Source organism: Mesorhizobium sp. M7A.F.Ca.CA.004.06.1.1 (assembly GCF_003999135.1).
Lineage (GTDB): Bacteria > Pseudomonadota > Alphaproteobacteria > Rhizobiales > Rhizobiaceae > Mesorhizobium.
Map to the genome: position 1 here is coordinate 42,665 of NZ_RZPQ01000002.1, position 10,942 is coordinate 53,606.

General features: G+C 57.6%; 11 protein-coding genes and 2 pseudogenes. 4 read left to right on the plus strand and 9 right to left on the minus strand.

Annotation, left to right across the window (positions count from 1 at the left end):
- Positions 1-94: 94 nt before the first annotated feature.
- The 3 genes from queE to queC are packed head-to-tail and all read right to left on the minus strand — an operon-like array spanning position 95 to position 1,880.
- Positions 95-820: a 7-carboxy-7-deazaguanine synthase QueE gene (gene queE, locus EN906_RS00510; protein ID WP_164548811.1), complete on the minus strand. Its 726-nt coding sequence runs from the start codon at positions 818-820 to the stop codon at positions 95-97.
- Positions 821-825: 5 nt separating this feature from the next.
- Positions 826-1,182, minus strand: coding sequence for a 6-carboxytetrahydropterin synthase QueD (gene queD / locus EN906_RS00515; RefSeq protein ID WP_063169374.1), 357 nt, complete (start codon positions 1,180-1,182; stop codon positions 826-828).
- Positions 1,182-1,880 (minus strand): 7-cyano-7-deazaguanine synthase QueC, encoded by a 699-nt coding sequence (queC, locus tag EN906_RS00520; RefSeq protein WP_063170389.1) that lies wholly within the window; start codon positions 1,878-1,880, stop codon positions 1,182-1,184. Before queC ends, queD begins: the two co-directional genes overlap by 1 nt.
- Before the next feature lie 369 nt (positions 1,881-2,249).
- On the opposite strand from queC, the pseudogene EN906_RS00525 reads away from it, so the two are divergent.
- Positions 2,250-2,391, plus strand: a pseudogene (locus EN906_RS00525) (transposase); the annotation flags it as partial.
- Here EN906_RS00525 and EN906_RS00530 read toward each other — a convergent pair.
- The 3 genes and pseudogenes from EN906_RS00530 to hisC form a co-directional block, all read right to left on the minus strand.
- Positions 2,386-3,588, minus strand: a pseudogene (locus tag EN906_RS00530) (IS3 family transposase). The pseudogenes EN906_RS00525 and EN906_RS00530 overlap by 6 nt on opposite strands.
- A gap of 254 nt (positions 3,589-3,842) precedes the next feature.
- Positions 3,843-4,877, minus strand: coding sequence for an LLM class flavin-dependent oxidoreductase (locus tag EN906_RS00535; RefSeq protein ID WP_063169375.1), 1,035 nt, complete (start codon positions 4,875-4,877; stop codon positions 3,843-3,845).
- 71 nt (positions 4,878-4,948) lie between these two features.
- Positions 4,949-6,079 carry a histidinol-phosphate transaminase gene (gene hisC / locus EN906_RS00540; RefSeq protein WP_063169376.1) on the minus strand — a complete coding sequence of 377 codons (1,131 nt, stop codon included), beginning with the start codon at positions 6,077-6,079 and terminating at the stop codon, positions 4,949-4,951.
- Between the two features lie 796 nt (positions 6,080-6,875).
- On the opposite strand from hisC, the gene EN906_RS00545 reads away from it, so the two are divergent.
- A complete protein-coding gene (locus tag EN906_RS00545; protein WP_063169434.1) occupies positions 6,876-7,829 on the plus strand; it encodes an IS481 family transposase in 954 nt (317 codons plus the stop codon).
- A 203-nt stretch (positions 7,830-8,032) separates the two neighbouring features.
- On the opposite strand, the gene EN906_RS00550 is transcribed toward EN906_RS00545, so the two are convergent.
- Genes EN906_RS00550 through EN906_RS38880 form a run of 3 tightly spaced genes read right to left on the minus strand, consistent with a single transcriptional unit; the run spans position 8,033 to position 8,772 of the window.
- The gene (locus tag EN906_RS00550) at positions 8,033-8,317 is read right to left on the minus strand and encodes a DUF6804 family protein (RefSeq protein WP_063169433.1); all 285 of its coding nucleotides are present in this window, start codon (positions 8,315-8,317) and stop codon (positions 8,033-8,035) included.
- A 52-nt stretch (positions 8,318-8,369) separates the two neighbouring features.
- Entirely contained in the window at positions 8,370-8,609 is a 240-nt protein-coding gene (locus EN906_RS00555; RefSeq protein ID WP_082826591.1) for a hypothetical protein, read from the minus strand.
- A 28-nt stretch (positions 8,610-8,637) separates the two neighbouring features.
- The gene (locus EN906_RS38880) at positions 8,638-8,772 is read right to left on the minus strand and encodes a YHYH domain-containing protein (RefSeq protein WP_199489651.1); all 135 of its coding nucleotides are present in this window, start codon (positions 8,770-8,772) and stop codon (positions 8,638-8,640) included.
- A gap of 129 nt (positions 8,773-8,901) precedes the next feature.
- Between EN906_RS38880 and EN906_RS00565 the strand changes: the two genes are divergently transcribed.
- Together EN906_RS00565 and EN906_RS00570 are read left to right on the plus strand one after the other, a co-directional pair.
- Entirely contained in the window at positions 8,902-9,342 is a 441-nt protein-coding gene (locus tag EN906_RS00565; RefSeq protein ID WP_126066778.1) for a hypothetical protein, read from the plus strand.
- Positions 9,343-9,569: 227 nt separating this feature from the next.
- Positions 9,570-10,942: hypothetical protein (locus EN906_RS00570; protein WP_245484139.1), on the plus strand; the 1,373-nt coding region annotated here is incomplete at its 3' end.

Sequence of the window (10,942 nt, forward strand, 5' to 3'; positions counted from 1 at the left end):
CGCTGACGCGAACAAAGCTCGGCTGTACTCGGCACGCGAAGAGAGCCTGCCAAGCCGTTGGAGCCCGGCCTTCCGGTGCGACGCAAGCCACAGACTAGACCGCCCTCTTGTTACCCCAAAGCAGAACGTGCAGCTGCGGCAACACGCGGGCTTCGAACCACCTGTCGCTAGTCACCCTTTCGACAAGCCATTCCATTCGCATCATTATTCCGTCCAAGTCGACAGAGGCGTCTTCACTGCCAGGGAGCGGCGGCGTGTGATTGCCGGGTTGCAGATAGATCGGAAGGTGCGGATATCTCGCCGCGACTTCTTTGGCGTAGGCATAGTCACTCTCGTCGAAAACGACGAGCTTGAGCACGATTTGCGGCTTCTCTTGCGCCGCTTCGAGGCATGCATCAAACGCAGCCCAACGGGTCGTCATCTCGCTGGACGGCGGCTTTGGGCTAAGGGTCAGCACGTCAAGATCCGCAAACCACTCCCTCACCACGGAACCCTGCGTTTCCAGTGCAAAACGATAGCCCTCGCGATGGCCTCGTTCTATGAGGGGACCGAACGGCTGAATGGCCGGGTTGCCGCCTGACAAGGAGACCATAACCGGCCTGCCGCCGGAAAGCGCATGGACGGTTTGCCACACGGCATCGATCGGCATCGGTAGCCATTCATGGCGATACTGATTGTCCACCGCGTGAAGGCTGTCGCACCATGAACAGCGATAATCACATCCGCCGGTTCTGATGAACACCGTCGGCAAGCCGATGAGCACGCCCTCGCCCTGGATAGTCGGCCCGAATATCTCGCTCACACGGATTGCGGGATGCATGTCGGTCACGGACGGTATTCCGCCCAAGTTTTCGGTGTTTCGCTAACGCGCACGGCCGCGGTCTGCGGCAGACGTGCCTTGCACCATTCATAGAAATGTCTGGCCAGGCATTCCGCCGTGACCTTCTCATGTCCCAGCACGTCGTTGAGGTGCCGATGGTCGAAGCTCTCGTCAATGTAGCGTTTGAGCGGCGCCAGATCGTGATAGTCGCGCACGAAGCCGTGGGCGTCCAGTTCCTTGGCCGACAGCTCCACTACGACGACATAGTTATGCCCGTGCAGGCGCGCGCATTGATGGTTGGGAGGCAAGGAGGTGAGCTGATGCGAGGCCGAGAAGTGGAATTCCTTGCTGATGTGGAACATTACGCGCGCCTCCTGCGCAGCGCCTCAAGCCAGAAATCGGCGTCCTCGTAGTCGGTGGGATCAGCGTGCCCGGCGAGATGGAACGCTTCGCGCCGCTCGACGCAGGTCCCGCATCGTCCGCAGTGACGCACGCCGCCCTTGTAACAGGACCAGGTCTCAGCAAACGGGGTGCCGTATCTTGCGCCATCCGCAACAATGTCAGCTTTTCCGAGATTCACATACGGTGCATAGAGGCGTATCTGCGCATAGCCGTCGAGCGCGCGGTCTTGCATTGTCTGGAAAGCTTCAATGAAGGCCGGACGGCAATCGGGATAGATGAAATGGTCCCCACCATGCACGGCCGCCGCCACCGCTTCGGCGCTGTGGGCGGCGGCGAGACCGAAGGCGATTGCCAACATGATGGCATTGCGGTTCGGCACCACCGTAATCTTCATCGTGTCTTCGGCGTAGTGGCCGTCCGGCACGTCGATACTGCTAGTCAGCGCTGAGCCGGAAAGGCCACGGCCAATTTCGCCGATGTCGATGATCTGGTGCGGGACCTTCAGTCGCTGCGCGCAAAGAGCGGCGAAGCCCAATTCCTTCCTGTGCCGTTGGCCATAGTCGAAAGATAGAAGGCCGGTGAGTTCGTGCTCCGCTGCCACCATGTGAGCAAGGGAAACGGAGTCCAATCCGCCAGAGCAGACGGCGAGAGTCTTCATCATTGGTATCCTTGTTTTGACCGGGTAAGGCTGCGACCGGAGATTTCTCTGCGCCCCCACTACTCCAGCGACTCAGTTTTGTGAACCGGGAGAATTTGCGCTCAGCCCGATTGGAACGGGAGTGCGTCGCGTCCAACACGCGTGATCAATAAAAGTTGAGCGCTTCAGCAGTTTGTTTCGCATCGCGCCAACTTTCGCAACCTGCTGTCCGATCGTCGACTTCGAGACAAGGTGATGTTCGGCCGACATCGGCTGACTCTTAATTAAGCCGCAGAACACATGTTGGCTTTCTGGCCTTCGCTTGTGCGGTTGGCGAGGGCGACATGGATGCCAGCAAATTTGACATTGGCGACATCCGCCTGGAGAACCCTGCGCGGCGCGATTGAGGCCGCAGGCGAGCCTGCTCTAACTGCCGCCCTACAGTCCCGACTTCAATCCGATTGAGAACGCCTTCGCCCAACCTAAGGCGCTGCTGCGAGCAAAGGCCGAGATAACCATCAAGGCTCTATGGGACTGACGTTGCCCCAGCAGTTTTGAGTTCGTTTCCGGCGTGGGTTGTGCCCTGCTGGGCGGGTGAAGCGACGGGCGCTGGCGCGGAGCCTTTGGCATAGCGCAGCGCGAGCGACCGTCGCGGATTGAAGGTGCTGGCGAACTTGGCCGGGGTCTGCCAGGGGGGAGTGCGGCCGCGCGGTGTTGTAGTCGGCGTGCCACAGGGCGATGGCTACGCGCGCCTGAGCCAGCGAGGTGAACAGCGTCTCGTTGAGCAGTTCATCGCGCAGTCGGCCGTTGAAGCTCTCGATGAAGCCATTCTGCATCGGCTTGCCGGGCGCAATGTAATGCCATTCGACGCGGTTCTGATCCGCCCAGGAGAGGATGGCGTTCGAGGTGAACTCGCTGCCATTGTCGCTGACGATCATCCTGGGCCGGCCCCGCTCGGTGATGAGCCGTCCAATTCGCGGGCAACCCGCATGCCCGAGAGAGACGTATCAACGATGAGTGCGAGGCACTCTCTCGTGCAGTCGTCGACGACGGCCAGGATGCGGAAGCGGCGCCCGTCGGTGAGCTGGTCCGATACGAAGTCGAGCGACCAGCGCTCGTCGGGCCTCAGCGGCACCAGCATCGGCGCCCTGGTCCCGATCGCCCGCTTGCGGCCGCCACGGCGGCGACGGCGAGCTTCTCCTCCCGATAGAGCCGGAACAGCTTCTTGTGGTTCACGACCAGGCCCTCCCGCCTCAGCATCACGAGAAGACGCCGGTAGCCGAACCGGCGACGCTCCTGCGCGATCGGCCTTCATCCGCTCGCGAACCTCGCGGTCGTCCGGCCTGCTGGTCTGGTAGCGAACCGTCATGCGGCAACAGCCGATGGCTTTACACGCCCGCCGTTCGCTCATCCCGAAGCCTTCCTTCAGGCGAGCGACAGCTTTCCGCTTGGCGGCGGGCGTCACCATTTCTTTCCCACAAGGTCCTTCAACGCGGCATTGTCGAGCATGGCGTCGGCCAAAAGCCGCTTCAGGCGCGTGTTCTCGTCCTCCAGCGCCTTCAGGTCGCCGAGCCTCGGTGACATCCATCCCGCCGAAGCGGGCCTTCCAATTGTAGATCGAGGCGTCGCTGACCCCGTGCTTGCGGCACAGATCGCCAACCGATACCCCGGCCTCGTGTTTCTTCAAAATTCCGATGATCTGCTCTTCAGAGAAGCGGCTGCGTTTCATGTCCTGGTCCTCTGGATGGGCCAGAACGAACTTCAAACCGGATTAGATCAGAGGGGCAAGGTCAGGACGCCTCGGCGCGGTCGTCGACCTCTTCACCCCAGCCGAATGTGCCAACTACTTCAAAGCCGCAGGATATGACCTGGATCAGATAGGACGTGCTCCAATGGTTTACACCTGACACAGGAGTCCGGCCCCCACAACCGTTTCGCAATGAGGAGCAGCGCTGCCGCTGCTCCTCCAATCACACGACGGATTCACGATGCGGCAACTCGAGCCATGATTTCGGATCCAATGGCCGATGCGGTGTATAGTGAGGCATCCAGCGGCAAATCCCCAAATGCCAGTTGACACAGAAGATAATTAGCACCTGCCTCTTCCAGCTGATCAAGGAGAGCTTTTCGGACAGAATCTGCCGTTCCCACGACGCACAATTCACTTTCAATTGCTGCATCGAAGTTCAAAGGCAAGTTTGGTGGAGTGGAAATGGCATTTAGTTCGTATAGAAATTTGAAGCTATTGAGCCATCGTTCATAGGCAGGTGCTGCGAGCAAATACGCATCTGTTTCAGAACGCCCTATCACCACCATTCGGAGCAATCCAAGAAATGGCGCTTGCTGGCCAATGTCAGCATCGTGAATTCGGGCGGCGCGGAACGCGTCGGTAACGCTGCGAACAGAAGTGGAAGGTCCGACGCAGGCGATGTTTGCCCCATTCGCAGCGGCCCAGCTAGCCGGCTCGGGTCGATTGGTGGCGATCCATGTCGGCGGACGGGGATATTGGTGAGGTCTCAACGTCAGCGGAACATCTTTCAACTCAAAGTGGCGGCCCTGATAAGAAAGCGTCCCGCCTTTCATCGCATTGATGAGAATCTCACTGGCCTCCGCATACTGTTCTGGTGCTGCTTCTACAGCAACCCCGAAGTATCCCAATTCAGTGGGAGCAGAGCCGCGCCCTATGCCGAGTTCAAGCCTGCCGCCGCTCAACTGATCAAGCATGCAGATCTCCTCGAAGGCACGCAGCGGATGATAGAGCGCAAGTAGCATTACCATGGGACCAACACGAAGACTGCGGGTTCGCTGGGCGACGCTCGCTAAGAACAAATTCGGTGATGGACCTCTGCCATGCGGCGTACAGTGGTGCTCGGCGAGATGATACGCATAAAAGCCATAGCCATCGCACGCTTCTGCTAGGCTCAGCCGATCTGCATATTGTTGTGCGATGTCATCGCCGTTTTCGTCCAGATGATCGAAGATGCCGAAGGTCAGGCCCGAAGCGGAAATTTTCTTCAATTAATTGTTCTCCAAATTACCTATATTTATTCGCTAATCATCATAGCTCACGACATATCATTACTTGATGATTAATGTGAATCGACTTCATGCTTGTGAGCACCGCGATCCTTCTTAAAGTTCATACAGACGCGTTCGGCGGCAGCAAGGAATTTGTCCATCTGCTCTGTGGTGCCAATGCTGACGCGAATACAGTTCTTCAAATCTACGTCAGGAAAGCTGGCGATGAGGATCGCCTGCTCTTTCAACGCGGCTTGCCAGCATGAGCCCTCCTGTCCCGCCGGCACACGGGCCAGCAAAAAGTTTGCGTGGGAGGGTGTTACGGAAAAGCCAAGTTGCAACAGCGCCAGGGTCACTCGCTGTCGTTCATGCTTGATGTGCCTGTGGTTCTCTTCGTAGGCGTGGCGATGCGCAAGAATGCTTTTCCCGACCGCCTGCCCGATCACGTTCATGTTGAAGACATTCTGGATGTTGCGCAGCCTGCCAATGATTTCTGGGTGACCGAAACCGAAGCCGACTCGCACGCCAGCGGCAGCATAGCTCTTTGAAAAAGTCCTCAAGATCAAAAGATTCGGATGTCTATTGACGAGGCGCAGGGCATTGTCGGGTGCGAAGTCAACGTAGGCCTCATCCAAGACGACCAAGCGATCTGCTTGCTCCACAAGGCGTTCGATTTCGGCCACCGGCACGAATGTTCCGGTCGGATTGTTCGGATTAGCCAACAGAATGAACTTCGCGTCTTTTGCGGGGCCGGACAGCAGTTTTTCTATCGGCAGGGGATGAGCTTCGCTCGATGCGATTTCGAGAAACTCGGCACCCTGCAACATGGCAAGTTTACGGTTGAACGAAAATCCGGGCGACAGCATTGCCACTCTATCTCCTGGGGCGAGGAAAGCTCTGTAGATGAGTCCGAGCAGCTCCGACGAACCGTTGCCGGCAATCACCTGATCTTTGGAAAATCCGTAAGCATCGGAGGCAGCTGCCCTTAAGCTGAGATTGTCGTCTTCCGGATAAAGATACTGGTGTTCGATCGCAGCAATTGCACTTTGCATTACGCTCTTCGGCAACGGAAACGGGTTCTCGTTCGTATTTAGCTTAACGCAGTTTGCATCCGTCGCTGGTCCGTTGGACGAGAGAGCATCTAATTTGCTGGCCACCGGCGAAAAAAGCGAAAGCACGGTCTTCAGTTTTGCATCGCACATGTTCTTCTCCGTTTTTCAGTCCCGCAGGGCATGTGACATGAGGCAATCGTTGATCGTGACTTGATCGACGTTCGGCTATATCAGCGCTGCCTTCCCACCCTGGTGGGGATCGCCGACCACGGTTTGGATTTGACACCGGGAAGCTGTCGAGAACCTGATGACGACCCAACGTTTGGCCGACGGCCGATTCGGCGCAACAGACGGTGTTTCAACATCGCATCGTCCTCAAAGCCGCATGCAGGGCCTGCACGACAGCCCGTCTCCAGCGCCCGCAGATAGGTGGAAGCCGAAGTCTTGCCGAACCTCAGTTGCTCTGCCACCTTGGCCCACCGGACTGCCCTGTTTATGGGTCAGGCGCAGGATATCTCTGACGCTCGTTCGTCTTGCTTGCTTCCGTCTTGGCATGGGCTCTCTCGGTTTGCTGATGAGAGAGCCAAATACCGGCTCATCTGAGCATGAGACGCAGGCCTGACGATATGGAGCGTCGCTGGTGGCGCGCGTAGCCGAGAGGGTTCGCCTCGCTGGCGGGGCATGCAAGACGGCGCACCTCCTTAGCCATCCTGTCCCATCGTCTCAGATCGTGAGGCGCACCTTATAGTCGGTGAGGAGATCTTGCAGGGTCAGGTTACGCCCTAGCGCTTAAGGTTGTTGGTCGCACCGAGCAAGCGCGGGACCTGTCGACGGACAACAGCGGTGCCACTGCCGGCACTAGGTGTGAGCTTTCGAGAGGTTGTCCATTCGGACCGGACCGAGGAGACTGGAGTTACCACGCTTCAGCATCCATCGGAGGGTCCGAATGAACATCCACAAGAATGCCCGTCTCACACCGCTGCGTCGAGAGGAGATGGCGTTATCGGTGATAGAAGGCGCTTTTTCCAAAGCCCATGCGGCGCGCGTCTATGGCGTGTCGGCCAAGATCGTGGCGCGCTGGGTCGAGCGCTATAAGACCAAAGGGCGGGCCGGCATGGTCGACCGCTCGTCGCGGCCCACCGTCATGCCGAGCCTGACCGAACAGTCCGTGGCCGAGCGCATCGCAGCCTTGCGTCGCCAGCGGCTGACCGGCAAGCACATCGCCCATGAGGTCGGCGTCTCGCCCGCCACCGTCAGCCGGGTTCTCAAGCGTGCCGGGCTGTCGCGGCTCAGGGATATCGAGCCGGCCGAACCGGTCCGGCGCTACGAGCGGGAGCATCCCGGCGAGATGATCCATATCGACATCAAGAAGCTCGGCCGCTTCAGCCAAGTCGGCCATCGTATCACCGGCGATCCGCAAAAGGGCAAGTCGCGCGGCGCCGGCTGGGAGTTCGTCCATGTCTGCATCGACGACGCGTCCCGCATCGCCTTCTCGCAAATCCTGCCCGACGAGAAAAAGGAGTGCGCCATCGCCTTCCTCAAGGCCGCGGTCGCCTATTACGCCAGCCTCGGCGTCACGATAGCCCGCGTCATGACCGACAACGGCTCCTGCTACAGATCAAAGGCCTTCGCCAAGGCCTGCCGCGATCTCGGCCTCAAGCACGTCACGACAAGACCCTATACGCCCAAGACCAATGGCAAGGCCGAGCGCTTCATCCAGACAGCACTGCGCGAATGGGCCTACGCCATTGCCTATCCGACATCCGATCATCGTGCCGCCGAACTGCCTGTCTGGCTGCACAGATACAATTGGCATCGTCCACATGGCAGCCTAAAGTCAAAAACGCCTATCAGTCGCCTCGCCCTGATCGAGGACAACCTGTTGAAGCTCCACATCTAGGGCATGCGAAAATAGAAAATAACGGGCAAAAAGATGCGCCTTTTCCGACTCCGAGCCTAGATGGTTGAAAGCCTCGAAGTACTCCTTCGTCCGCTCGAGGAGATCTCCCGCATAAAGCGCCAACGGCTGTGACACGGTGACCCTCGGGCGCGCCTTGACCTTCGGCGTCTCAGGTCCACTCTTGGCCATCTCAGATTATCGGCTTAATTCCGGTGCCGGTATGCGACAAAGCCGAACAGAGTAGCCGCTGCGACGTTGAAGATTGCCCACAGCTCGCGCGGCAAATGAACCGGCATGAACGGGTTGAAGATCGCTGCCGCTCCAAACAGCGCCCAAGCCAGGGTGCGATTTTCAGGGCCTGATCGCCACACCATGGCTCCGCAGTAGATCCCGGCGAAAAAGACCACCACGCGGAGGAATTGGTAATAGCCGTACGGCCATGGCGCTACCGCCAGCAGCGAGGCAATAGCTACACAGATGCAGACCAACCGGACCGTTCCGGCCGGCGTCGAAAAGCATTATTTTCAGCAAACTTGATCCTCAAACGCCCAGCACGGTTGTTAGTGGAGTTTCGGCGCCCGCCATATATTTGAAAAGCCAGATTGCCCAAGTGATCGGCCAAATGAACGCCAACATCGCATCCAGGCTCAAGTTAATCAGGATTTTTACGACCACTGATGCATGGCCCTGCCATGTGTCGACGACATTCATCACGTAGGTGATCGGCCCGCCCAGCATGAAGAGGAGGCCCAGCGGAGCTGACATGATGTTCTTCAGCATGTTTGTGTCCCTCAGAAAGGCGTGACCTTCAGTGACAGTGATACGCGCCGGTCTTATGGTTGGTATGGCAACCGTTGGCATCAGTGCCGCCACTGTGTGCAAACGCGCCGGTCGCGCAAGCGATTATTGCAGCGGCCATAGCCGCGAGAAATGTTGTTTTCATTTTATTGCCCTCCCAAAGTATTTCAGACAGAGCACTATTGCCGGTCGGGCACAAGCTGCTCGTGGCACTGTGAACACAAATAGGATAGATGCTCCTCTGTGCAGGCCAAGATCGGGCGAGGAGAATACTTTGGATGGATTGCGATTGATGCACGTCCCGTTGGCGATCCTGCTGACATGGCCAAGGGTGGCGACGGCAAATGAATGCCTCTCGAAGTACACCAAGACCGACGTCTGCGCCTACGCAAAAAAAATGCAAACCGAAATGGCTCCAGCATTGCCCATGCTGATCAGTTCGAACATCTCCGTTCGGAGCATCATCGCAATCGGGCCAAGGATCGTTTTCAACGCCACCTGGGCTCAGACCGATGCGGAAGTAGACGCCAAATTGTTGGCTGCTGGCGTCTCGCGGCCGGTCTATGTCCAGAAGATCGATGAAATGACCAAAAACTATGTCTGTCGTGCGGAGGAACTATCTGCCTTCGTTCGCCTGGGCGGTGAGATCCAGTACACGTATACGACTGTGGATAATTTCCCAGTCGCGAACCCGCTCGTAGCACTCTGTCCTTAGAGCATCGCAGCACGGCTCATGACATGACTAGTCGCGGCCGATCAACCAGTTGATCAGCAGCCATGATCATTTGTTGGAACTCAATTGAGCCTGATCCGCACTAGCAAGTGGATAGAAGTGAATGTGCGGTTGCCCTTTAGCTCTACTATGCATAGAAACCACTCTGCCGGGGGGCGTAAAGTTGGGGTTGTGAGTGCGTGGGCTCTAAATTCGAAAAACTAAATAAGTTGCGTGACTCACTGCGAGAATCCAACCACGATTTTCGGGCGAGCACTCAGCTATTCAACAGCCTGGACCCTGCCAAGATCGACGGCGACCTGGATGTCATTAACCGCGGAAAGCAGCGCGGCGAGGTGAACCAACCCCCGAAAACGGCAAAGAATCTCGACGATGTCGAACATGCCATCGTGGAACGCGTTGAGGATGAGAAGAAGGCTGCGCATCACACTCTTGAGGACAACCTGCAACTCCTTGGAGGTCGTCTTGCCGGCCTCGATTTCGAGGAACAATTCGGTCTAATCCGTCAGACGAATGCCGCTAGCGTTTCGGACTTCAAAGCCTCGGTCGCCGTGGGCCTCGATGAACTTCACGGCCTGAGAAGGGCCCTGAACGACGCCGAAAAAGAGCATGCATGGTTTAAGGAGAAGCACGGTCTCGTTCGTGCCGCGCGTGTGCAGCACGGTGCCGCTCACATTTTCCGGCTATCGCTTCTGCTATTTCTGTTTCTGGTCGAGACAGCGATGAACGGCAACTTCCTGGCCAAGGGCAATGAGCAGGGATTTTTTGGTGGCATCCTTGAGGCTGCGGCATTCTCTTTCATCAACATCGGGGCGGCTTTGCTCCTGGCGGTTTTCTGCGCTCGTCTCGTCACCCATCGGTCGTTTTTCGTAAAATTCGTTGGGATCATTTCAATCCTTTTCTATATCGGCTTGGCGATTTCGATAAACTTGGCGCTAGCGCACTACCGTGAGGTCAGCGGCTCGCTCGCTGACGGCGCCGGCGCTGAGGTCATCCGTAATATGCTCGCCAATCCAGCGGGTCTCACGGACATCAAGTCCTGGTTGCTGTTTGCGATCGGCCTGATGTTTTCGCTTTTCGCTTTTATCGACGGCTGGTTCGTGCTCGACCCTTACCCAGGCTACACTGGCGTTGAAAATCGGCTCGTTCGACGGCGCGATGACTACATCGATCGAAAGAAGGAACTGATCGAAGAGCTGCAGGATGTCCGCGACGACCACAACGAAAAAGTGGAGGAAATCGTCAAGCAGCTTGGTAGTCGCCGGCGCGAGCACCGCGCGATTGTCGATCATCGATCGAGGCTTCTGGCTCTTTTTGCGCAGCATCAAGACCAATTGGAGCGAGCCTGCAATCAGCTTTTGTCGATGTATCGGGAAGCCAACATCCAGGCGAGGACCGAGCCGGCGCCCAAGCATTTCGGAACGCCCTACAAACTTGATCGCATCAAGCCATACGTCACCGGCGAGCGGGAGTGGAATGAGGGAGATGTTGGCGCATCAATTCGCCAGGCGCAGGAGGAACTCAACGAGCAGGTTCGTCTGATTGGTCAGGAATGCGAACGGGGAATTGAGCAGTACCGAGA